At 64.4% G+C, this 23141-nt stretch carries 21 protein-coding genes and 1 tRNA gene; 10 read left to right on the forward strand and 12 right to left on the reverse strand.

Annotation, left to right across the window (positions count from 1 at the left end; translation table 11 throughout):
- Nucleotides 1–20 precede the first annotated feature (20 nt).
- A complete protein-coding gene (locus tag ACQ3HB_RS15075; protein WP_430921011.1) occupies nt 21–569 on the reverse strand; it encodes a phosphoribosyltransferase family protein in 549 nt (182 codons plus the stop codon).
- Nucleotides 570–788: 219 nt separating this feature from the next.
- On the opposite strand from ACQ3HB_RS15075, the gene ACQ3HB_RS15080 reads away from it, so the two are divergent.
- The 4 genes from ACQ3HB_RS15080 to ACQ3HB_RS15095 all read left to right on the forward strand — a co-directional run bounded on the left by ACQ3HB_RS15080 (nt 789) and on the right by ACQ3HB_RS15095 (nt 5384).
- Nucleotides 789–2189, forward strand: a complete 1401-nt coding sequence (locus ACQ3HB_RS15080) for a hypothetical protein (RefSeq protein ID WP_430921013.1) — start codon at nt 789–791, stop codon at nt 2187–2189.
- A 77-nt stretch (nt 2190–2266) separates the two neighbouring features.
- Nucleotides 2267–2340: transfer RNA gene (locus ACQ3HB_RS15085), tRNA-Pro, on the forward strand.
- Between the two features lie 1821 nt (nt 2341–4161).
- Nucleotides 4162–4809: a DUF5343 domain-containing protein gene (locus ACQ3HB_RS15090; RefSeq protein ID WP_430921014.1), complete on the forward strand. Its 648-nt coding sequence runs from the start codon at nt 4162–4164 to the stop codon at nt 4807–4809.
- Nucleotides 4806–5384: a Swt1 family HEPN domain-containing protein gene (locus ACQ3HB_RS15095; RefSeq protein ID WP_430921015.1), complete on the forward strand. Its 579-nt coding sequence runs from the start codon at nt 4806–4808 to the stop codon at nt 5382–5384. The genes ACQ3HB_RS15090 and ACQ3HB_RS15095 overlap by 4 nt, the downstream gene beginning before the upstream one ends.
- A gap of 886 nt (nt 5385–6270) precedes the next feature.
- Here the strand turns inward: ACQ3HB_RS15095 and ACQ3HB_RS15100 are convergent.
- A complete protein-coding gene (locus tag ACQ3HB_RS15100) occupies nt 6271–7353 on the reverse strand; it encodes a HEPN-associated N-terminal domain-containing protein (protein WP_430921016.1) in 1083 nt (360 codons plus the stop codon).
- A 496-nt stretch (nt 7354–7849) separates the two neighbouring features.
- On the opposite strand from ACQ3HB_RS15100, the gene ACQ3HB_RS15105 reads away from it, so the two are divergent.
- A complete protein-coding gene (locus ACQ3HB_RS15105; protein WP_430921017.1) occupies nt 7850–8212 on the forward strand; it encodes a DEAD/DEAH box helicase family protein in 363 nt (120 codons plus the stop codon).
- Here the strand turns inward: ACQ3HB_RS15105 and ACQ3HB_RS15110 are convergent.
- The 3 genes from ACQ3HB_RS15110 to ACQ3HB_RS15120 form a co-directional block, all read right to left on the reverse strand.
- Nucleotides 8209–8685: a hypothetical protein gene (locus ACQ3HB_RS15110; RefSeq protein WP_430921018.1), complete on the reverse strand. Its 477-nt coding sequence runs from the start codon at nt 8683–8685 to the stop codon at nt 8209–8211. The two genes, ACQ3HB_RS15105 and ACQ3HB_RS15110, sit on opposite strands and share 4 nt — an antisense overlap.
- A gap of 73 nt (nt 8686–8758) precedes the next feature.
- Complete coding sequence (locus ACQ3HB_RS15115; RefSeq protein WP_430921020.1) at nt 8759–9262, reverse strand: hypothetical protein; 504 nt, start codon at nt 9260–9262, stop codon at nt 8759–8761.
- 248 nt (nt 9263–9510) lie between these two features.
- Nucleotides 9511–10452, reverse strand: coding sequence for a LysR family transcriptional regulator (locus ACQ3HB_RS15120; protein ID WP_430921021.1), 942 nt, complete (start codon nt 10450–10452; stop codon nt 9511–9513).
- A gap of 123 nt (nt 10453–10575) precedes the next feature.
- On the opposite strand from ACQ3HB_RS15120, the gene ACQ3HB_RS15125 reads away from it, so the two are divergent.
- Both ACQ3HB_RS15125 and ACQ3HB_RS15130 read left to right on the forward strand, forming a co-directional pair.
- The gene (locus ACQ3HB_RS15125) at nt 10576–11568 is read left to right on the forward strand and encodes a DUF1852 domain-containing protein (RefSeq protein ID WP_430921022.1); all 993 of its coding nucleotides are present in this window, start codon (nt 10576–10578) and stop codon (nt 11566–11568) included.
- Between the two features lie 20 nt (nt 11569–11588).
- A complete protein-coding gene (locus tag ACQ3HB_RS15130) occupies nt 11589–12623 on the forward strand; it encodes a methionine synthase (RefSeq protein WP_430921193.1) in 1035 nt (344 codons plus the stop codon).
- Nucleotides 12624–12714: 91 nt separating this feature from the next.
- Here ACQ3HB_RS15130 and ACQ3HB_RS15135 read toward each other — a convergent pair whose 3' ends face one another.
- The 6 genes from ACQ3HB_RS15135 to bsh form a co-directional block, all read right to left on the reverse strand.
- Nucleotides 12715–13176: an SRPBCC domain-containing protein gene (locus ACQ3HB_RS15135; RefSeq protein ID WP_430921024.1), complete on the reverse strand. Its 462-nt coding sequence runs from the start codon at nt 13174–13176 to the stop codon at nt 12715–12717.
- Between the two features lie 105 nt (nt 13177–13281).
- Complete coding sequence (locus tag ACQ3HB_RS15140; protein ID WP_430921026.1) at nt 13282–14535, reverse strand: MFS transporter; 1254 nt, start codon at nt 14533–14535, stop codon at nt 13282–13284.
- A 118-nt stretch (nt 14536–14653) separates the two neighbouring features.
- The gene (locus tag ACQ3HB_RS15145) at nt 14654–15262 is read right to left on the reverse strand and encodes a TetR/AcrR family transcriptional regulator (RefSeq protein ID WP_430921027.1); all 609 of its coding nucleotides are present in this window, start codon (nt 15260–15262) and stop codon (nt 14654–14656) included.
- 813 nt (nt 15263–16075) lie between these two features.
- Nucleotides 16076–16786: a purine-nucleoside phosphorylase gene (gene deoD, locus ACQ3HB_RS15150; RefSeq protein WP_430921028.1), complete on the reverse strand. Its 711-nt coding sequence runs from the start codon at nt 16784–16786 to the stop codon at nt 16076–16078.
- A 141-nt stretch (nt 16787–16927) separates the two neighbouring features.
- Nucleotides 16928–17869 (reverse strand): LacI family DNA-binding transcriptional regulator, encoded by a 942-nt coding sequence (locus tag ACQ3HB_RS15155; protein WP_430921029.1) that lies wholly within the window; start codon nt 17867–17869, stop codon nt 16928–16930.
- Nucleotides 17870–17965: 96 nt separating this feature from the next.
- Nucleotides 17966–19069: a choloylglycine hydrolase gene (gene bsh / locus ACQ3HB_RS15160; protein ID WP_430921031.1), complete on the reverse strand. Its 1104-nt coding sequence runs from the start codon at nt 19067–19069 to the stop codon at nt 17966–17968.
- 261 nt (nt 19070–19330) lie between these two features.
- Here bsh and ACQ3HB_RS15165 point away from each other — a divergent pair, with 261 nt between their 5' ends.
- On the forward strand, nt 19331–20983 hold the full coding sequence (locus tag ACQ3HB_RS15165) for a choice-of-anchor Q domain-containing protein (protein ID WP_430921032.1): 1653 nt from the start codon (nt 19331–19333) through the stop codon (nt 20981–20983).
- A 56-nt stretch (nt 20984–21039) separates the two neighbouring features.
- On the opposite strand, the gene ACQ3HB_RS15170 is transcribed toward ACQ3HB_RS15165, so the two are convergent.
- Nucleotides 21040–21942, reverse strand: a complete 903-nt coding sequence (locus ACQ3HB_RS15170; RefSeq protein WP_430921034.1) for a sigma-70 family RNA polymerase sigma factor — start codon at nt 21940–21942, stop codon at nt 21040–21042.
- A 102-nt stretch (nt 21943–22044) separates the two neighbouring features.
- Here ACQ3HB_RS15170 and ACQ3HB_RS15175 point away from each other — a divergent pair, with 102 nt between their 5' ends.
- Entirely contained in the window at nt 22045–22506 is a 462-nt protein-coding gene (locus ACQ3HB_RS15175) for a carboxymuconolactone decarboxylase family protein (protein WP_430921035.1), read from the forward strand.
- A 77-nt stretch (nt 22507–22583) separates the two neighbouring features.
- Entirely contained in the window at nt 22584–23021 is a 438-nt protein-coding gene (locus ACQ3HB_RS15180) for a hypothetical protein (RefSeq protein WP_430921037.1), read from the forward strand.
- Nucleotides 23022–23141 lie beyond the last annotated feature (120 nt).

The raw sequence follows: 23141 nt of genomic DNA on the forward strand, positions 1-23141 counted from the left end.
GAGACTCGGCGCGGCAGAGGTTAGGAGAGCTCCGTCGCCGACACGATGCGGCTGATGGGCGGAAGCGCGGCTCGTGCCTCCTCGCTCGCCTCGTCGATGACGACGGAGACTCCGACGAGTGTCGCCCCGCATCGCTCGATGAGGGTCCGTGCGGAGCGCGCTTGGCTGCCGGTCTCGATCCAGTCGTCGACGAGGAGGACGCGGTCGTCTGGAGCGAACTGGCCGGTCAGCGCCGAGAGCGGATGGGTGTTGCCGCGGTAGTCGGGCGCTGTGGATTCGGTGGTTTTCTCGCCGGGGAAGAGTGCATCGCCTTTTCGGATCGCGGCGAAGCCGGCCCCGAGTTCGAGGGCGACGGCTGGAGCGAGGATGAAACCGCGGGACTCGATGCCGACGACCACGTCGATCTCCGAGGATCGGAACGGTTCGGCCAGTGCGGTGACGATCCGTCGCAAGGTCGTCGCGTCGCGCAGCATCGACCAGACGTCGGCGTGACCGTCGATCCACGCGAAGTGCTCCAGGACCGCGTCGTGCGCGGCGGAAGCGGGGGAGTCGTCATCGGTGGGGCTCACTGGGCCACTGTATCGGGCGGGTCTCTGTGGGGCGGGTGGGTGCGGGCTGTGCGCGGGCGGTGGGCGCGGAGCGCGTGCACGCAAGCGATCGTGGGCGCGGTGCTGTGCCGTGAGCGCGGGTGTGAGGGACCCGCGCCCGGCGCAGGGACCCGCGCTCGCCGCAGAGCGAGCCGCAGGCCGACGACCGACGGGCGTCGCGTGGAGCGCTAACGTCGGAGGGTGAGCGAGATGACCGGAATGGACGTGGGATCTACGGGTGGCGGGGAGGCGGCTGGAAGCCGGCCCACGGCATCGGATGACGGTGTGAAGGCGCCCCGGGTGCGACGGTTCGGGGCGGACCTGCTCGATGCGCTGTACCCGGAAGGGTCGCGGCGGGATGAGGAGTCAGCGCGGGTCGAGTCGCAGGGCACGTACCTGGCGGTCGGGGCGTTCGCGCTCGCCGCGGTGATCGCGCTCGTGGTGTTCTTCGGGCGGTGGGTGCCGTTGTGGGGCACGTTCTCCGTGGGGACGTTGGCGACGATCATCGGTGCCGTGTGCGGGGCGGCGAGCGGTGTCGTCGGCTATCTCGCATCGGGTCGTACCGCCGCGGGTGCGTGGCGACGGCAGCTGCCGCTCGTGCAGCGGATCGCGGACACGGTGGCGATCACGCTCCTGCAGGTGACGATCCTCAGCATGGTGATGCTCGCGGTGTTCTTCTCGCTGCAGCAGGCGTTCCGGGATCTCGTCGTCGACACGTTCACGGGTGTCATGATCACCGCCGTGGTGGCCGCCGTCGCCGCATATGCGATGTACCTGTCCGCTGTGCACCTCAATGCGCAACGGCTGTCGGGGCTGTTGGCGGTGTTCGTGCTCGCGGGGGTGATGGTGAGCATGGTGACGTCGCAGGATCCCGAGTGGTGGAAGCTGCATTTCAGTGAGCTGGGCGCCGGTGTGGGGCTGTCGCGGTACAGCTTCAACCTGACGTTGATCGTCGCCGGGTTCGTGATGTCGACCCTCGGCCTGTACATCGTGGCCGACCTGCGGCGGTGGGAGCGGACGGCGGAGCCGAGCCCTACGCGGAACGTGCGGGTGGTGCAGGTGGCGTTCGTGGTGATCGGGCTGGCGCTCGCCGGAATCGGTGTGGTGCCGGTAAACGTGAGCCTTCTCATCCACAACACCTTCGCGACGGGGATGGCGTTGGCGTTCGTCGCGCTGCTCATCGGGCTGCGATGGATCCTCGACGGCCTGCCGCGCGCTGTGTTCGTGTTCTCCGATGCGCTGCTCGTGGGCGTCGGGGTGGCCGTCGTGCTGTGGTGGCCGATCGGGTACTACAACCTGACCGCGCTCGAGCTCATCGCGGCGTCGCTCATCTTCACGTGGTTGATCGTGTTCATTCGGAACATCGGTGCTTTGGTGGGGGATGTTGAGGGGGCTGATTTTGGAGACGTCTCTGGGGCTGATTCGGGGTCTGTTTCGCGGTCCGCTGCGGGCTCCGATGCAGGCTGCAGCGGGGCGGCTGCGGGTGCTCCTGCGGACCGGATTTCCGGTGCTGTCAGTGGTTCTGTCGGTGGGGTCGGTGGTGTCCGCGTTGGTGGGTCTGGCGTCGGCTCGACGGGATCGTCAGGCGTGCCCTCGTCCTGACCGTCAGGTGTGTTCGTGGAGGGGTCTGGAACACGCTAGACTGTTCGAGTTGTCTTCGCCGCGTGCGGTGTTGGCTTCGGGCTGTGGCGCAGCTTGGTAGCGCACTTGACTGGGGGTCAAGGGGTCGCAGGTTCAAATCCTGTCAGCCCGACAGATAAGGCCTGATCAGACGTGAGTCTGGTCAGGCCTTTGTCGTTCTCTAGATGCTACTGAACTGGGCGCAGGGGGGGGGGCACAGATCGCGAGTTCGAATTATGTTAGTCCGACATAATGGCCTTGGTTAAACCTCAAATCTCGGCATTGCATCTTCATGAGTGCGGACGAGATTTGTAAGGCTCGAGTCTGCGTCGTAGAGAGGTGAGCTCGGCGGAAGAAGCGCCCGTAGTGACGAGCCAGGAAACTGGAACCAGAACAGCGGTTGCCGAGGTTTTCACCGGCGTGACGCTGCCCGCTCATGTCCTAGGGCCGGCGGCTGCTCGAGGCGCTCGGTCTGGGCGCCAAGGCAGGCATTTGTCCGGGCTGCGCCGTCGGCCAGATGGCAGGTGTCGGTGTACAGGTAACCGCGAGTGGTCTCGAGCGACACCTGGCAGAGAATGCCTTGAAGGACGTGGACCGGGATGTCTGCGTCGGCGAGCGAGAGTCTCGCCTTGTGGCGTGAAGACCCCGACAAATCTGCCGGACGCGCCGTCTGTGTCCGTGCCGGACAAGTCCTGCCAGTGGCCAGCATCGACGATCTTGAACTCGGGATCGGCATCGAGGCGGACCTCACGTACCACGCTGCGTGGGACAGAGTTGCGCAGCACGTACAAGTCTTCCTCGTCACAGTTTTCGGGCGCAACCATCCAGCGCGGCGAGGGCCTCGGGACAGGGGGGAGTCGACGTGATTCGGCCTCTGCGATCGAGTTCTCGTAGAACTCCATCGCGTGGGCATAGCCCTCCTTCCAGCCGATGGCCTTAGCCTCTTCAATTGCACTGACCGTTCCCCTACGGATTTCTTCGGGTGACATGAGGACTTGTCGCGTGTGGTCGTTGCCGTGCTCGTCGAGCCACGACACCGTAAACGTGACGCCGTGCGTGCGTCCCTTCTCGGTCGGAGCGCCACGGAAATGCTTGCCGACGCCCCCCCCGGGCTCGCGTTCCCGGAGGATCCCCGGAAGAACACTTCACCGTCCGTCTTGAACTCCGACTGATCAGCGTGGCTCGTACGTCGTATCCCGTGTAGCCATGGTTGTGCAACCAATGAAGAGCCATGTCGCCGAACAGTCGGTCTTCTGCGCTAACAGTCCAACGCGGTTGACGAGCGCTTTCGCGGGCCAATTCGATCTCGGCCTCGTGCTGCTCGTAGCCGTTGCTGACGAGAGCTAAGCGTCGCTTCTCTGTGACAGGGCGAATTGCGAAGGCCCGCTTGGCGAACGCTCGCACGTTCCCCCACGTGGCTCGGCGCCACAGCGGAATCATCGTGGACGCGATCAATAAGGCGACGGCTGCTACTGCGATGTACGCCCCGAACGGTACGTTCGCCTTGGTCGCCTCGGAGATGGCCCAGGGTACAAACCACACCAGGAACGCGACGACAATTCCACCAAGGACGTTCGACATAAGCGCCCGGTCGTACCACTTTGTGCTTTGCTCGGCCACGGGATGAGATTAGCGGTCAGGGCCGACGGCAACCCGGGCATCGGGCGCCACACGATCCTCGCCCTGTTCCAGGCGCTTAGGAAAGTTGGGAACCACAACCTCAGCCAGCGAGTCGCGCCACACTAAATAGTCGACCATTCAGTGTGCGCTACGTTGTCGACGGCAAGGAGACTACGGTCAACACGACCGCATCCCCCTTGAGGTCTGCCGGTGGCGCCGGACGGAGCGGTCAGCGGGCGTCACAGGAGACGCTGCTGACGGCGCAAATCCACAGTCTGCGAAGGAAACCTGCCAGAATGTGGACACTGTCAGATGATTTGCTGGGGAGTGTCGCGTGCCAACTGAAGTCCCATACATGATGTCGATCACGAACGTGCCTGCCATTCTTGAGAAAATCCGCACGGCCGGAACTCCGCCGAAGTTCACACACGAGTTCCTGAAGTCGACGCTGGGATTCAGCGGCTCGAACGACCGCGGTGTGATCAAGGTGCTGCGTCAGATGGGCTTTCTGAGTGCAGACAGTGTTCCGACGCCGAGGTACAACGAGTACCGCGGCGACCAGCAGGGTAAGGCGATCGCTATCGGACTGAGAGAGGGCTGGCCGGACTTTTTCCTCGCGGACGAGAAGATCTACGAGCGCAGTAACTCGCAGATTCAGGGTATCGCCAAGTCGCTTACCGGCGCTGGCGACTCGGTCGCACAGAAAATCGCATCCACCTTCAAGGCATTTGCGGATAAGGCCGATTGGTCGGGCCCCGTCTCGCAACAATCACAACAACAGGAGCGACCTGCGGACTCAGGCATTCCCGAACGGGAGCTCGATGGCGGCGGTGGAGGCGAACAGCGACGCGGCAGTGGCGGCACCGGTGCGGGAGCCGGCCTATTCGAGTTGCACCACGACATCCATATCCACCTGCCACCGACCAACGACGTAAGCGTCTATCGCGCGATCTTCCAGGCGATCAAAGCGGAGCTAATGTGACCAGCTCGTCGCTTAGAGAATGGCTGTTCGCAGGTTTGACGGTCGAGGACGCACTTAATGAGCTGGAGTCCGACGGCATCGCAGTGCGGGCATCTACCGATCCTCAGGCGCTCCAGCGAGTAATGCCGCTCGAGGACTTCTCGGCGGAGCTGCGTGGCTCGGCTATGCGCGCCCTCCCCGCCTATCTCGCGTTCTTCGTGTTCGAGAACTCCGTGCGCGATGTCGTTAGTGAGCGACTGTCGGAGCGCATGGGCGCCGACTGGTGGGAGACCGCTGCCTCGAACTCCCTGCGCGGTAAGGTGGAGAATCGTCAGAAGAGTGAGGGCAAGGATCGCTGGCACATGCGCCGCGGGGCGACCGAGATTTACTACACCGACTTCGGAGACCTCGCGTCGATCATCCGCAACAACTGGGGCCATTTCGAGGATTTGTTCCCCGACATCAATTGGGTCGTGAGCCGCTTCGACGAACTCGAGAAGAGTCGAAACATTGTGGCACACAATAACCTTCTTGAGCCGCACGAGGTGGGGCGTATTGCGCTGTACCTTCGCGACTGGATTCGCCAGGTCGGGTAAGCTCCCGCAGCGCCGCTGACTTACGCAGGGTGCTGTCCAGGGCGTTGCCCACCGAAGCTGATCAAGAAGTACGCTGTTGAGCCGAACTGGGAACGTGAGAAGTCGTCGCGCGTCCTTCGAGCCTTGGACCGACGTGCACGTCCAAGTATTTGTCACCGATGTCTTCGGCGCTTGAGAACTGAGCGCCGCCGACAACCGAATCGTGCACCAGATTGCGGGCGTCATTCTGTCTCGGCTCGGCTCATGGCCGGCCATCTGAAAGGAACTCCGATGCCGGGCAAGTCCGCTGCCCGCGAGCCGGTCGGCCAGTGCGACACATGCCCACTCCGGCGAGCTCCCCGGTGTCCCGTCCGAGTCACCGCGACGAGAGCGGTGAGTGGCGAGCGAGACTCCTGTCATGAATCACACGCTCGCTGCGTTTGTCGGCCTGGTCGCGGTCTCGCTACTGGTTGTCGGGTGTTCCAGGGCGAGCGCGTGCAAAAAGCTGAGGGAGTGACCGCGATGGTCGCGATCGAGCGCCGTCATAGATGCGGTGATCTCAGGGACCCTGACACTCAATGACACGGGCTGTTTCGCGGTGACGTCCTCCGGTGGAATCACCTACCCACTGCAGTTCCCGTTCGGCAGCCGACTCGGTGAAGGCGGCACCGAGATCTCGGTTCCGGGATTGCCGCCCCTCCACGTTGGCGATGAGATCTCAGGCTGCGGTGGGTACCTGCATCTCACGGATGTGGGTCCCGCATGCATCGCCGAAAACGAGTACGCCATCTGGCAGACCCTGGACGGATAGCCGCGCACATGTTGGACAGATCAGACCCAACGCGACTCCGATGCTCACCAGGTCCCAGAGGACTCCCCACAGGACCAAATGCAGGCCGCTCGGCACCTATAGCCCGGCAGCTAGCGGCGCGCCCAGTACGCGCACGGAGGCCGGGTTCAAAGCGAGCACGTGGGATGCCCTTGTTTCTCCGCGCTCGGTCATTTCATCGTTGGTGGCGAAGATCACGCAGCACTCAACGCTCGGATCCTTCGAGGAGCGCCAGATCACTCCTCGCACTGGTCCCTCGCTGACCGAGAGCTCGAATCGAAAGAACTCCGAGATGATTTGCGTCGCGATATAGTCGAGGTCCAGGCGATCGGTCGGGTCGGCGACTCGTCGCACGTCCTCAACGAAGTCGTGCATGAACCGGATTGCGGGCCGGCGGTGTCGTTCGGCTGCGTCGAACAGCGAAGGAATCGACCCAGCAGACAGCAGGTCGACAACGGTGATGTCGCAAAGCAACTCGAACTCTCCGACGGTGCCGACGTGTGATGCGTCCGCATAACTCGCTACCTCACGCTGCGCTCCGACCAGAGTGGAGGCCCCATAGAAGGCGCCGACGCCTTTTCCGCTCATCCGGTTGTCACGCGCGAGGTTGTCGGGCGGGGTTCCGAGTTCTTTGGCGCTGCGATAAACCTCGACTGCAGAGTGGGGACGCACCCGCCACCACTTCGCGCCCGCCTTGAGAACTCGCACCTGACGAGCAGCTGCCACCGACGCAAGTACAGCGCCGGGCACATCGTTGATTGTAAGTTCACCAGCACCTTGGAATTCGCTGGCACCTTGGAGCAGGAACGAGTAGCGACGCCGGTGCTTCACATAATCGCGGAACCGCGACCACCCATAGCTCAGCGCGTCCGCCGGTGCGAGCGCATAAGGGTCACGCTGGACCCATTCGGCCTGCTCGATTGCCATCGCGATGTCGTCGAGTAGATCCCCATCCTCAGTCACCTCATGTGTGGCGAGTAGGTCGTAGGTGACATCGAGTGGCATCTGATACCCACCATCAGCCGACGACCAGAGAACCTGTTTGACAGGGTCTTCATACTCGGCCCGGAAGCCCTCGACGATCAGATCGAGCACGATTGAGAGAGGACCGCTTGCATCTTGGCCGCGCGGGCGAGTGCCGCAGTAGTCGCAGGCTTCCATGCCGCCAGATGCGCGTATGCCGTCGATAAGCGCGTAGTCCGTGAGGCATCGAGTGCAGACTGACTTGTCGACGTCACGCCACCCACGGGCTTCAATCTCTTCGAGCCATCGCTGCGTTAACCCCAACCGTCAGCCGCCCTTCCCGACGCTAGAGCATCATGATAGCGCTCGAGGTGACGCCGTTCCCAGTCGCGCAGTGGAAGTTCGATAGCCTGCACCTACGGATCTGGGGGGCACCTAAGAGCAATGACTTCGCGTTCACGCAGGACCTCAACGGGACGAAGTGGCACGCACGGCTGTATCTGCCGGGACATGAGGACATCCTTGCGTCAACGCCGCCCACGACTCCAGTAGAGGTGCGGCAAACCTGGCCGTGAGGATCCAGGTGGTCGAAGAGACGCCTGGTCATTCTGGACTCCGACGACCCCAATTCGGGACAGTGCATTCTCTTCTGGGCTACTGGACCACCCATCTGCGCCTTCCTGCGACAGTCGTCATGCCGACTGGGACCGGGAAGATAGACACGATGGTTGCGGCGCTTATCGCTCAGCGCATCGACAAACTGCTGGTCCTTGTTCCTTCAGACGCTTTCCGTGACCGGCTTGCCGCCAAGTTTGAGGAGCTCGGCGTGTTGCCAAAGCCTGGTTTGGTTAGCGACGACGTGATGCGTCCCGTGGTCGGGAGGCTCTTTGGAGCCTTGGACGGAGACGCCGATGCGGTCGAGCTTGCCTCAGTATGCGATGTTGTCGTCGCAACGCCGAACGCCCTTCGCGTCAGCGCGCAGGACGCACAGAGGCGGTTCCTCTCCCACTTTTCACACCTGTCATTTGGGTTGTCGTCGCAGCGTGCTGCAGGCTAGGCTCGCGTTCGTGGATCTAAGCCAGCCGCGGTGCGCGGCACGAGTGTGGGCTCGATCGCCTCACCGAGGTGGTGGATGCGCCAGCTACTGATTGGCACGACCGCGATCTCTGGGCGCCACACGAGCGTCACGTGCATTGTTACGGGGACGGCGTCGATGTCATCGTTGAGATACGCATCGGTCTCGACGAGGCGCACGTAGGCGACGTCCGGTGCCCCGATGCCGAACAGCGCTGTGGTGCTGATCTTGAGACCTGAGGAGAAGACGGATCGGGCTCGGGAGAAGTCTTCCCAGGTGCCAAGCGATTCGGGGGTAACGAATGCGCCGCGCAACAGTTCGCCCGCATTCGCTTGTTCCATCTCCAAACCAGTGCGAAATACATCGACGAAGAGTGAGGGGTGCCAGTCGGGGAGCGACTCGTAGGTCACCATGGCGTCGTCTTCTTCGGTCCAGTCAGTCGGTTCGTCGCTCATCTGCCCTTAGTGGCAGGGGCGCCGACATGGCGGCGAGACATTCCTCGGAGCTTATTGCACCGACGTGTCGGGTTTAGGGGGTCTCTGCGCCGCTGAGGGCTGTACGGTCGCTGCAGGCAAGATCGTCGGCCAGTACGGCAAGCACCTCTGCATGAGTCCCATCGGCTTGATCCGCGAGCGCGCGGGCGAGCGCTCGACGGACGCGCACGTCGGGATCCCGCGCCAAGCGGATGCCGAGGTGCTCCGGTTCGCCGTGCTCGACCCACTTCAACGCCACCAGATTTCGAATGGCATATCCTTGCATCGAGAGAAACGCAAGGTCATCTTTCACCGTGTCACCGAGACGCTGCAGCGCAATGGTCGGCCAGTAATCGGCCTTTTCGCCGAGTAGCGCGTAGACGACGCGCCGAATTCCTTTCCGCTGGTCATCGTTGTCTGCGAGGCTGGCGCCAAGCGCTAGCGCCTGCCCGCGACTACCCTGGGTCATCCCGCTCCTGCGGAAGCCGCCGATCTTGTGGGTGTGCTGGCCATTGAGTTCGTCGTACTTCGACGGAGTGGGCGAGGTTGCGAGTCGCATGGCAGCCTCGAAATGAGTCGCATGGAGCTCTTGAGTCTTGTTTGGCCTTTGTCGTTCGTTCGAGGCTGCTGAACCGGGCGGCTGGGGTTCAAGGGCTTGAGCCGCTCAGCCGGCCCGAGCAGTTGAACACTGATGCCGCGGGCTGAGGTGCGTCGTGACAACGCGCTCGACACCGCACGCACCGCCCAGGAAGGCGCGAGACAGTGCCGGCTCGCCCCGTCGCCCCGAGGCCACCGACCCACACACGATCACCCGAGCAACGTCACACCGAAACCCGAGACGACGGTCCGCAGCTCCGCGAGATAGCGCTGCGCCTGCTCGGTGAGCGGGATGGCGGAGTGGCCGATCCAGCCGATCTCGATGCGCTCGTCGACGTCGAGCGGGATGGCGACGATCTCTGGGTCGAGGTCGTCACTGATGATGCCTGTCGAGATGGTGTAGCCGTCGAGCCCGATCATGAGGTTGAAGATGGTCGCACGGTCGGAGACTCGGATCTCCCGCGTGCTCGAGAGGGTGGAGAGGATCTCCTCGGCGAAGTAGAAGGAGTTGTTCGCACCCTGGTCGAACGTGAGCCGTGGTACCTCGGCGAGATCGTCGAGGGTCACGCGCTCGCGAGCAGCGAGCGGGTTCTTGCGGGAGATGAAGATGTGCGGTTTGGCGACGAAGAGCGGGCGGAACGCGAGCCCTGAGTCCCGGAGCAGCTTGTCGATGACGTTCCGGTTGAAGTCGTTCCGGTAGAGGATCCCTAGTTCGCTGCGGAATGTGCGGACGTCTTCGATGATGTCCCACGTGCGCGTCTCCCGCAGCGAGAACTCGTACTCGGCGGCGTCGCTCGCCTTCACCATCCGCACCATCGCGTCGACCGCGAAGGAGTAGTGCTGCGTCGACACCCCGAGCAGGCGCCGTGACGGCGGACGACCGAGATAGCGCTGTTCGAGCAGGGCCACCTGCTCCACGACCTGCCTGGCGTATCCGAGGAACTCCACGCCGTCGGTGGTCAGCGTCACACCACGGGCGGAGCGGAGGAGCAGGACGTGCCCCACTCTGCTCTCCAGGTCCTTCATCGCCGCGGACATGGTGGGCTGGGCGACGTAGAGCAGGTCGGCGGCGGCGCTGATCGAACCCTCGGCGGCGACTTCGATGTAGTAGGCGAGTTGCTGCAGAGTGATGCCGCTCGAACGCTTAGACATAGTCTCAGACTATGCCACGGCATAGTCGCGGCGCATTACTCGATGGGGGCGCTTGTAGCGCACCATGGAGTCACACCTTTTCGCAAGGCCGAGCCCGGCCGATCAGCTCATCGATTGGCCCTCATGGCACATGAATTCACGTTCCGCATCACAACCACCCGCTTCGACGAGGACTACTCGCCGTCGAGCGACTCCCGCATCACCACGAATTTCGCCAACCTGGCGCGAGGCGAGGATCGTCAGCAGAATCTCCGCAACGCCCTGACGATGATCGACCGCCGGTTCAACGATCTCGCGAGATGGGACAACCCGAACGGCGACCGCTACACCGTCGAACTGGAGATCGTCTCCGTCGCGGTGCAGTTCGCCGCAGCCGGGGAGGACCAGGAATTCCCCCTGCTCGAGGTCTTGAACATCCAGGTCCTCGACCGCCTGACCGGAAAGCGCACGCCGGGGATCGTGGGGAACAACTTCTCGTCCTACGTCCGAGACTACGACTTCAGCGTGCGGCTGCCGGCGGCCAGCGAAGCAGCGGGCGGGTTCACCGTTCCCGCCGACTTCGGTGATCTGCACGGCAAGCTCTTCCAGCACTTCCTCGACTCGGACACCTACCGGGAGCGTTTCCCGGTGTCACCGGTGATCTGCATCAGCGTCTCGACGAGCAGGACCTACCGTCGCACCGACAATCACCACCCGATCCTCGGCGTCGAGTACGAGCAGAAGGATTCCTCGCTCACCGACGACTACTTCGGCAAGATGGGGCTCTCAGTCCGGTACTTCATGCCGCGCGGCAGTGTCGCACCGCTGGCGTTCTACTTCCGCGGCGATCTGCTCGGCGACTACACCAACCTGCAACTCATCGGCACGATCAGCACGATGGAGACGTTCCAGAAGATCTACCGACCGGAGATCTACAACGCGAACTCGGCCGCCGCGAGCATCTATCAACCGAGCCTCGAACAGCAGGACTACTCGGTGCCGAAGATCGCCTACGACCGCGACGAGCGCAGCCGGCTCGCGACCGAGCAGGGGAAGTACGCGGACGAGCACCTCATGCAGCCGCACGGCGACCTCCTTCAGCAGTGGGCCGCCACCTACACCGCCCCCGTCGAATGACCACCGGAGACCTCTCGAACATGAACACGCTTCTTCCCACGTCGATCGTCGGCAGCCTGCCGAAGCCGTCCTGGCTCGCCCAGCCCGAGACCCTCTGGTCTCCGTGGAAGCTGGAGGGCGACGCTCTGATCGAAGGCAAGCAGGATGCGCTGCGCCTCACCGTCCAAGAGCAGCTCCACGCGGGCCTCGACATCATCAGCGACGGCGAGCAGAGCCGCCAGCACTTCGTCACGACGTTCATCGAGCACCTGTCCGGCGTCGACTTCGACCAGCGGGAGACCGTCCGGATCCGTGACCGGTATGACGCCAGCGTGCCGACGGTCGTCGGCGCCGTGAGCCGCGAGAAGCCCGTGTTCGTCGAGGATGCGAAGTTCCTTCGCCAGCAGACCGATCGGCCGATCAAGTGGGCCCTGCCCGGCCCGATGACGATGATCGACACGCTCTCCGATCGCCACTACAAGAGCCGCGAGAAGCTGGCCTGGGAGTTCGCGACGATCCTCAACCAGGAAGCCAGGGAACTCGAGGCGGCGGGAGTCGACATCATCCAGTTCGACGAGCCGGCATTCAACGTGTTCTTCGACGACGTGAAGGACTGGGGCGTGGCAGCGCTTGAGCGGGCTGCCGAGGGGCTGCGCGCGGAGACCGTGGTGCACATCTGCTACGGCTACGGCATCAAGGCGAACACCGACTGGAAGGCGACGCTCGGGGCGGAGTGGCGGCAGTACGAGACGTCCTTCCCGCTCCTGCAGCAATCAAGCATCGACACCATTTCGCTCGAGAGCCACCACTCCCACGTACCTCTGGACCTCGTCGAGCTCATCCGGGGCAAGAAGGTCATGCTCGGAGCCATCGACGTCGCCAGCGAAACGATCGAGACTCCCGAAGAGGTCGCGGACACCCTGCGCAAGGCGCTCGCTTTCGTCGACGCGGACAAGCTCATCCCGAGCACGAACTGCGGACTGGCGCCGCTGCCTCGTGACGTCGCGCGCGGCAAGCTGCGTGCGCTCAGCGCTGGTGCCGAGCTCCTTCGCGAAGAACTCGCGACCGGGAAGTAGCCGGGGCACTCGGGCCGTCCCGCCCTGTGGGCGGGACGGCATCAAGCGCCGCGAGCGGCCAACTCAGCGAGCGACTCCCCGCGAACGTGAGCTACTGAGCGTCACCCTCGAGGAGGATCGCGAGCTCGTCGAGTTCGACGTCCCAGCCCTCTCGGTTCTGCTCAAGACGATCGCGACGGTAGCGGGTGCCGCCGGGGATCGTGTCGAAGCCCGATTCGACCACGGTGACATCCGTCCCGGTGCCGGCGTCGGAGATAGTGAATCGCACATGCGTCGAGTACTCGTCGAGCTGTTCGGCGGGGATTCCCGACCAACGGAAGCCGAACGAGCTATCGGGAACGACTTCGGTGATCTCGATCGGGAAGCTGCCGTAGTCATCCCAGTCGATGCTGCCGGTAGCACCGGGCTCGAGCGCAGTGAACCCCGCACCGTCGCCGAACCACTTGACCATCACGTCGGGGTCGGTGAGCGCCTCCCAGACGGTCGCGCGCGCGGCTTCGATGTGCACGGTGCGGGTCACGGTGTGGCCTGCGATTCTTGCGTGATCGGACACGGTGGTTCCTTACTCTTCGAGCTGAGCGCGACGGGACAGCGCCCGCCGAGTGGCACGTGAACGAGAACGTGCCCTCACGAGCGTACCCATCATTGCGACTCGCATTCACGCCCTGCGCACCCTGGCGAACACCGCGAGAGCGATCGTCGCGAGGATCAGGACGGCTCCGCCCCAGGCGACGGTCGCGGAGATCCCGATCGCGGCTCCCAACGCGGCGAGCGTGATGCCGTTGCCGGTGCTGAGGCCGCTCGAGGCCATCCCGTACGCGCCGAGCACGTGCCCTCGTTCTGCTGATGGTGCCTCCAGTTGTACGACGCTCTGCGCGATCGACGCGGACGCCATGTCCGCGACGCCGCCGAGGAACAGTGCCACGAGTGCGATGACGTAGTTCTGCGTCAGCGCGAAGACGACGATGGTCGCTCCGAATATTGCGGTGCTGATGAAGGCGGCTCGGGCGTTGGGCTTGATCGCTCCCGTCGCTTCCAGCAGGAAGCCGCCGAGGACGCCTCCTGCTCCACTCGCGAACAGCAGTGCGCCGTAGGACAGGCCGCTGTCGCCGGTTCCGAGGACCGCGGCGAAGTGCGGCATCGACGCCTGGAGCGAGCCGCCGACGCACACGGCGCTCGCGCCGGCGAGCAGGATCATGCTGACGAGGAGCTTGTGCGACCAGAGGCGCTTGAGAACCCTCAGTGTGTTGAGGAAGGAGATTCGGCCCCGGGCGACCATGCCGTCTCGGACGTGACCGGTGAACGGCGTGCGCAACAGGAAGATGCTCAGCGGCAGGTAGAAGAGCACGTTCGTGAAGATGCCGGCGACCGGACCGAGACCCAGCAGGAGTGCGGAACCGACGACGGGGCCGAAGAGGACGCCGAGACTGCGGAAGGTCGCGTTCATTCGAACGGTCCCGGGGAGGTCTTCCCGGTCGGCGAAGTCGTGCAGCATCATCTGCTCGGCCGGGCGCCAGAGTGCGCCGGCGAATCCGTGCGCGAGGAGCAGGATGCAGGCGAGCCAGATCTGGAGTGTGCCGGTCGCGATGAGCACGCCCCAGGTCACGGAGACGAGGATGAAGGTGAGCTGGGCGATCTGAATGAGTCGACGGCAGTCGAATCGCTGGGCGAGGGCGCCGAACTGCACGGAGAACAGCAATGAGGGAAGCCAGTGGCTGATGACCTGGAAACCGACGAGGGCGGGGGAGTGGAACGTCTCCCAGAGGATCCAGTAGGTGATGACGTGCTCGATGTTGTCGCCCATCATCGCTAGGCCCCCGCCGATGAGATAGGTGCGGGACTGCTTGTTGCGGAGCGCGACGAAGCGGGCGGGCCGTGGTGGACGGTTCTGGGTGGGGTTCGATGCGGTCATGGGGCTCCTCGGCGATGCGGCCCGATCGAGCCACGATTACGAGACGCGTCGCCTCGTAATACGGGAGCATAATGCGAGACACGCTGTCTCGCAATAGGTGGAGCGTGGGGCGCCCTCGTTATGCCCAGGCGCGAAGCAGTGTTTCGACGTGCTCCGTGAGGAAGTCGTCGTCCGGGGGAGAAGGACGGGTCAGCACGTGACTGAGCAGCGGGCCGGTCAGTTGATCGCTCGCCAGGTCGAGGCTCGGCAGGCCGGGGAGATCGGATGCGACGGAGTCGAGGAGCCGTCGAGACGCGATGCCGATGACATCGGCGTTCTGGACGAGCTCCCTGACCGAGGCGTCGTGCTGCGCCTCTCCGATGAGGGCACGATACGCGATCCCGGAAGGGGCGTCGCAGAGGAAGCTCCGCCACTGGCGTAGGAAGCCGAGCAGGGCGTCGCGGGTATCGAGGGCATCACGCGCCTCATCCGCGGGGTCGAGCCGGAGCGCTTCGGCGGCGTCGATCGTTGTGGCCTCCATCAGGATCTCGGCCTTCGTCGACCACCATCGGTAGACGGTCTGGCGGCCGACGCCGGCGCGCTCGGCGATCCCCTTGATGGTCATGGCCGCGTACCCCTCCTCGACGAGCATGTCGTCGACGGCGTGCAAGACAGCCTCTCGGGCTTCGGCGCTGCGGGGCCGACCCGGCTTGGGCGGAGAGGGGGTCGTGCGCGCGGTGTCACTCATGCTCGCACTCTATCGGGGCATCGCGTCTCGAAACAGTGCCGACGTTCCGCGGCACTCCGACGGTGATCGTTTCGGGAGCGCGATGTCCGACATCGGCGTGCCCGTCGGTTTCACGCGCGCGGGGCTGGCACTAGGGCGGAGCCACGATCTCTGCGTTGGGTCGCGACTGGCCCGAATTCCGCTTGGGACGAACCTGCCATGCAACGAAGGCGCTAGCCGCGAAGAACGCTCCAATGGCTGTCGGTATCCAGCCCTGGAGCGTGGAGTGAGGAGCGGTCGCCATAGGCATGATCAGGATGAGACTGATGCCAGCGGCAGCAGTCAGGCCGAAAAAGAGGAGGAACCGTGGAACCGATCGCTTCATTGTGGATCACCTTCCGTTGAAGCAGCCCATGACTGCCGTGATCGATGCGCCGCCAACGGCTGCGATTCCCGCGATGCAGGCAGCGCAGACGATCGCAGTGGGAGGGGTAACTGGAACGGCGCAAAAGTCGAACCAGTGCCTCGTCATCGAAGACGAGTGCTCTCGCCACGTCGTTCACCTCGTCACCGTATCGCGAGGATCTGCTGAGGTCTAGGCGCAAGACATGAAAACCCTAAAATATTTGTGCGGCATCCATGTTGTACGTTTCGGGCCCACCTCCAGTGGCTGGCTTCTCCGCGCAACGGTGCCAGCGATGCTTCATCAAGACCGGTGAGGGATGCTCGGGTGTGCAAGGAGCAGCGCAAGCGGGCACCCACGTCATCAACGCTCGCTCGTGGCGGCCGCGATGTTCGGGGAGGGGCTCGAAGAAGCGACCTCCGGCCGGAACCTCAGACGAGTTCGAGTGCCGTCTCGATCATCTGCGTGAACGCCGACTGGCGCTGCTGCGCAGTGGTGGTGGCATGGGTGAGGATGTTGTCGCTCACGGCGAACATCCCCAGGGCGCTGACGCCTGCGGCAGCCGCGTTGGCGTAGAGGCCCGCAGATTCCATTTCGACGGCGAGGATGCCCATCTTGCGCCATGGTTCCAGCGCGTCTGGATCTGCGTTGTAGAAGCGGTCCGAGGACAAGATGTTGCCGACGTGGGTTCGCTGATTTCGATCATTCGCTGCTTGTTGTGCTCGCACGGCGAGGTTGAAGTCGGCGAGCGGAGCATACGTGCCGTTGACCCCGAACTGTTGGAGATAGTTGGAGTCCGTCGACGCCCCCTGAGCGATCACGAGATCAAAGAGCTCGATGTGCTCTTGAAGTGCGCCGCAGGACCCCACTCGGATGAGGTTCTTCACTCCGAAGAAGTGGATGAGTTCGTAGCTGTACAGCGATATCGAGGGAATGCCCATACCGGTTCCCATGACCGATACGGGACGACCGCGGTAGGTTCCCGTGTACCCGAGCATGTTGCGGACCTCGTTGAAGCAGACCACATCGTCGAGGAATGTGTCGGCGATGAACTTCGCCCGGAGCGGATCCCCCGGCAGCAGGATCGTCTCCGCGATGGGAACGCCTTGCGGGTCGATGTGCGGCGTGCTGGTGGTGGTCATGGGGTCAACTCCTTCGTTGTGCGCGATGAGGCGTGTGCGTGAGTGCGACGCCGCCTTCGCGTGTGCAGTCTAATCGAATAGATGTCGAGAGATCCAGCACTGAAACCACATCAACGATTGAGCGGGCGCCCCTCGTTCCAGCTACGCGCAGCCGCAACTGCGGCGAATGACCAGGCGTGCCGGGATCACGTCGGCGTGTGCATCGCCGAGGAGTGACTGTACTGCTGCTAGCGCCATGGGTCGCGTGGGCTGTTCCATCACTGTGAGAGCCGGGGCGGTGAAGCGGGTGATGGGGGAGCCGTCCATGCTGATGACTGCCAAGTCGTCGGGGATTCGCACGCCACGCTCATGTGCGGCGGCGAGCACACCGATGGCTTGCTCATCCGTGGCGACGATCACGGCGCCCGGCAGGGAGGAGGCTGCCATCAACTCGCTCGCGAGCGCCCAAGCCGATTCGAAGGAGTAGGCGCTGCGGAACGGCTCGACGTCACCGCCGCGGAGGGCGCGCCAGGCTGCCGTGCGAACTCCGACGGGCCCGGTGTCCCGAAGACCGGCGATGAACCCGATGTCGGAATGACCGTGTGAGACGAGGTGTTCGTACGCGGTGCGGACGGCGAGGTCGTCATCTGCAGACACCGTTGGGTCAATGCCCAATGGTGCGTTGAAGACGTAGACGACGTCGACGTCGCTCGCGGTGATGTATTCGGACGACACGGAGATGATCCCGTCGACCTGTACCGATCGGAACGCAGCAATGACGTCCTCCTCGCGGGAATTCTCCGTCTCGGAGTTGGAGAAGAGCGTGAGTTTCCCCGCCTTCTGCAGCTCTGACTCGATGTCTTTCGCAAGCGCAGAAAAGTACGGAGACATGGCGTCGGGGAAAGCCACCCCGACCAGACCGGTTCGGGAGGTTCGGAGCGCCTTCGCGATGCCGTTGGGGAGGTATCCGAGTTCCTTGACCGCCTCCAGCACTCGAAGCCGTGTAGCGGCCGCGACCGGGCGGGGGCCATTGTTCAGAACGTAGCTGACGACGGCCGTAGACGTGTTCGCACGTGCTGCCACATCACGAGCGGTCACTGCCATGCGCCAACCCTATCCGGCGGATGCATCACGACGCTTGCCTGAGGCGCACTGGGATCGAGGATCACGGCTGAGACCCACCCGGCCGCGCGGGTTCCTTCAAACGACGACCACCTCAGTCCCGTCGGACTGGTAGTCGGACAATGCCACGCTACGGACCGTGGGGTCGTCGTAGTCGTTCCAGTAGTAGCTCGCCGTGCGCGATGAGAAGAGCCCCGTGTAGATGGTCTTCTCGAAGTCGCCCGAGCCCATCTTCGCCGCGCCTTCCACCATGGCCACTTGCTGCAGGGTGTGGAATGCGCGGCTCACGTTCTCCGCTTCGCTTGCCTTGTCGGGGTAGTGCGCGTTGACATAGGCAGCGCGCACGAACCGTGACGGCGAGTAGTAGTCGCCGGGAATGCCGCGCATGTGCGACCCAGAGCCGAACGGGGTCAGGTGCGCCCGGCCGAGCACGCTCTCCTCGGGGAATTCGGGCGAAGTGTTGAGGTAGTTGCGCAGGTTCTCGTGGTGCCAGGCGAACCCTGGTTGATTCGCCAGGACGTCGACGTCATCGTCGAAGACCTGCAGGCCGTCAGCCGTGTACTCCACGACGATTGCCCGCGTCGCATCACCGATGATCCAGTGCAGCAGTGAGCTCGGGTACTTCTCATTGATCGGCCGGTCCACGATCACCACATTGCTGAGCGCCGCTTCGGCCTCGTCGACGCTGCTGAACTGCGAAGCGACCCAGAGCGGGAACTCGAACGCGGCGACGTTCGTCGCGCCGTCGACGGGCTCCGACGCGTACTGCGCGTATCCGGGGAAGTTCAACCCCGCGACCGCGAGCCCGGCTTCGTTGCCGCAGTCGAAGTACAGGGGCGTGTCCTCCTCCACGATGCCCATGCCGATGACGGCGTAGCGGATGCTGGCCACGGCACCGAACGGCGACGTGGTAGCAAAACCGGTGGGAGTGATGACGACTCGTTCACCGTATCCGGACGTCCAGTCGAGGTTACGCGCCAAGTACATATGGTCGCTTCCGTCGGAGAACCTGATCGCTGTGCACATGGGATGTTCCTCCCCCCGTGCGATCCACGTAGCTCGCGGTGCCGCACTCCGGCCAGTATGCTCCCCGCGCCCGCTGAAGGCGAGAGTCAGTCCGTGACCTCTGGTTCGCCCGTCCGGCCCGACCGACCTCGTCGCACGGTCGGGGTCCAGCGTCATCACTTGGCAGCTTGTTCGGCCCCGAATGGGTGACGATTACTCAACTTCGCAGCCGAAGCCGGTCAGAAGACTTGATTCGATGGACATTCCTCAATCGGCCGTGCAAGCTGAGCGGCAGAACCGGGGTGCGAACGTTGTCGCCCTCGGTGGTAGGTCGGCATTTCCGATCGCCTGGTGAACGATGCGCACGTCTCTGACGCGCCACCCGATCGCTCCCGCTCTGCGAAGACCCGCTTCGCACGCATCCTGAATGGGACACGAATGTCGAGAACATCACACACGGCCACTCGTTGGGCCGCAACCACCGCGGCAGCGGCTCTTGTCTGCTCGGGCGTTGCCTTTGCGGCTCCCGCGTTTGCCGGCGACGGCAGCGCGGTCGTCACCTCACTCGATGACACCCTCGACCCTGGAACGCTTCGGAGCGTTCTCGAGGACGTCGAGAACGCGGGAGGTGTGTCCACCGTTCGATTCGCCGTCACCGGCACGATCCAGCTGCTCTCGCCGCTTCCGGTCGTCACCACGCAGGGGATCACGATCGAGGGTCCCGGTACGAACGCGCTGACGATTCAGGCGCCTCCGAGCGACGAAGCCGTCCCGGCGTTCACATACCGGCCGGAATCGACCGGGACCGCGCGGATCAGCGGCCTGACGCTCGCCGGAGGCGCGAGTGTGATCGGAGACTTCACCGCTGCGGATGCCGACGGGACGAATGGTTTCCAGTTGTCCGATGTCGTGATCGACGGTACCGGTGACCAGCGGGACCAGCCCGGGATCGTGGTATTCGGCAATTCGGCTCATCCGGACGTGCTGATCGCCGACTCGACGATCAAGAATCACGCGACCACTGAAGAGGGAGTGCTCAATTCGGCGGCTCTGCTCTCCCAAGCCGGTCGGGTCCTCATCACCGACAGCACATTCGACAACAACCGCGGAGGAACATTCGCCGGTGGAATCGTTCTGGGCTACAACGGCCCGACCGAGATCACCGGGTCCACATTCTCCGCCAATACTGCCGAATTGATCGGTGGAGCGCTCTTCGCTTTCGGCGCAGCGCCCGTGAGCATCACCCAATCCACATTCTCCGGGAACTCCTCTGGCGACACCGGCGGCGCGATCGTCTCGTTCGGCGCCGAAGCCACGTCGGTCTCGCATTCGACGATCACTGGCAATGTGTCCGATGGGGTTGAGGGTTCCGCGGTCTTCGCAGTCGCCTCACCTCTGCTCGTCGATTCGTCGATCATCAGTGTCAACTCCGGTCAGTCGACGTCGGTGCCCGATCTCTCCGTCAGCCTCCCGAATCAGCCTTCCCTGCGGTCCGAGGCATCCGCGCTGGAATCCGCGCTGTCCGAAGCGCTGGCCGAGCCCGACGTGTTCGGCGCTCCGAGCAACGCGCGAATCGCTCCGCTCGCCGCCGCCGACGAGGCTGCTGCCGACGAGGACGCTGCTGCCGACGAGGCCGACCCTTCCGACATTCTCGGAAACCTGGGCTTCTCCCTGATCGGGCAGCCGAAAGCGTCGCTCGACGCTGCCTCCTGGTCGATCCAGGATTCGACCTTGTTCGAGCAGGACGCCGAGCTCGGTGCGCTCGCAGACAACGGTGGACGCACCCTCACGCACCTTCCCTCAGCGACGAGCCCCGCGCGCAACGCGGGCAACCTCGCGACACTCGCCGGGATCGAACGTGACCAGCGAAACGCGCCGCGCGTCGTCGGGGATCTCGTGGACATCGGTTCCGTCGAGGTACAGGCCGTGGCGCCGGCGCAGCCTCCAGTCGTTCCTGGAACGGCAGCGGCCGCGACGCTTCCGGAGACAGGAGCCGGTGTCGAAGCGCCACTGCTCGCCATCGCCGGGCTTCTGCTCGCCGGCGCAGCACTGCTGGGACTCCGTCGCCGACGTTTGGGCACGGCGGCATAGCGAGAGCGTTTCCCTCGGCGGCATCCGCCGGGGGAAACCGTCCTGGCGCGGGAGGGTCAGCTCGCGCGCCACAACCCGAGCTTGTGCGGATTCCATTGGATGAGGACCTCGTGGACAGCACCCTCATGCATCACGAGTTCCAGGACGCCACCGACGACGGCGTCTCGGTCGAAGGTGAGGACCGTGCCCGAACTCGTTTCGCATACGGTCACCGTCGTCGGAGCCTGACGGACGAGCACGCCGAGGAGGAACCGGCTGACCTTCGCCGACCCGTGGATCGGGTTCAGCGCTGCTCGGACGACACCGCCGCCATCGGAGCGCAACGTCACCTCGGGGTGCAGGAGCTTCACGAGCGAGTCGATGTCGCCGGTGGATACCGCCCGTTGGAAAGCAGCCGTCAGCCGTGCGTGTTCGGGACCGTGCGCAGGCTCGCGTCCAGCCACCTGGTCAGCGACTCGCCCACGCGCAGAGGAGGCGAGTTGCCGGACCGCCCCAGGAGAGCGGTCGAGGACCTCAGCGATGTCCGCGACCGGATAGTCGAACACATCCCGCAGCACGAACGCGACGCGCTCCGCCGGCGTCATGCGCTCCATCACCGTCAGCAATGCCATGCTCAGCGACTCCGTGACGATCGCACGTTCCGCCGGGTCAAGTGCAGATGCGTCGAGCGCAGTCACGTATCGGCCATCGGGGATCGGCTCCGGGAGCCATGGGCCGACGTAGAACTCGTGGCGCCGAGACGCACTCCCCAGCACATCGAGACAGATCCGGCTGGTCGTCTTCGCGAACCATCCCACCGGATTGACGATCGCCGATCGGGCGTCATCGTCGAGTCGGAGCCACCGCACGAACGCTTCCTGCACGGCGTCCTCGGCATCCGCGACCGTGCCGAGCATCCTGTACGCCAAACCGACCAGACGGTCCCGGTCGAGCCCCGCGACCGGCGTCTCATTCGTCATGTCCTCCATCATGGCCGAACCCGTGCCACCGGTGACCTGACATCGGGCACTGCTCTCTCGTCTATCTGGTGTACGGATCACTCACCATCAGAAGGAGCACCCATGACGCACGTCAACCTGGGCAAGCAGCACCCCGCCGCCTACGAGAAGATCACCGAGTTTGATGCGGCGGTGCAGGGAGCGGTCGCGACGGCCGGGCTCGACCCGAAACTCGTGGAGCTGGTCAAGATTCGGGTGTCACAACTGAACGGATGCGCGTTCTGCCTTCGCATGCACACCCGCGATGCGCTTGCGCTCGGTGAGAGCACCGACCGGCTCGCCGTCGTCGCGGCATGGTGGGAGTCCCAGTACTTCACGCCCCAGGAACAGGCGGGTCTCGCGCTGGCGGAAGACGTCACCGGACTTCCTCGACGCACCCAGGAGGCGCTCTACGACGACGTCCTGACTGCCGATGAACGCTCCGCGCTGACCTGGCTGGCGATCCTGATGAACGCTTGGAACCGCATCGCGATCCAGAGTCACTACCCGGTCGGTGGCAGCGTTCGGCGTGCCGCGTCCGACTGACCGTCAATGGGCGTCTCGCGCTCTGGGAGGCTGCGCCCATCCTGGTACGGGTGCGTCTCGCTCGGTACGGTGGATGCGTGACCGACGACATCGCGACCATCCCGTCCGAGTGGGGTGTGTTCACCCGAGGCGCGACGACCCTGACCGATGGCGAGGTGCTCGTCCACGACTGGTACGTGACAGGCGCCGAACCCGAGATCATGCTTCGTTCTGCGGATGCCGCCGAAGCTGCACAGCTGTTGCCGCAGCTCGCGGTGTTCTTCGGCGACCGGACCGGGTGGCATCGCCGCGCGACGGACGCCGTCGTCACGCAGTTCAGTGAGGGCGAGCCGGAGCCGGCGGAACTCGATGAGGCTGAGACCGACCTCGTGCTCGCCACCGTCGAGGCGTATCCGGGCGGAGACGTCGTGCTGCACTTCGATGACTCGTGCGGCGAGCACCTGCCGGAGGGCTACTGGCCGGCTGTCCGATTCGACGGATCCGGTTCGATCTCGGCGGTCACCGTCGAGGCGTAGCGGATGCTGCGCGAGGGCGGCATCTCGCGAGGGCGGCATCTCGGTCGATTGGCTGAGCATGTCGCTCCATCGAGCACCGGCCGGGGACGCGAGCGGTGTTCGCTCACGTCCCCGGCCGGA

The sequence above is a fragment of the Plantibacter lichenum genome (genome assembly GCF_050587525.1).
Lineage (GTDB): Bacteria > Actinomycetota > Actinomycetes > Actinomycetales > Microbacteriaceae > Plantibacter.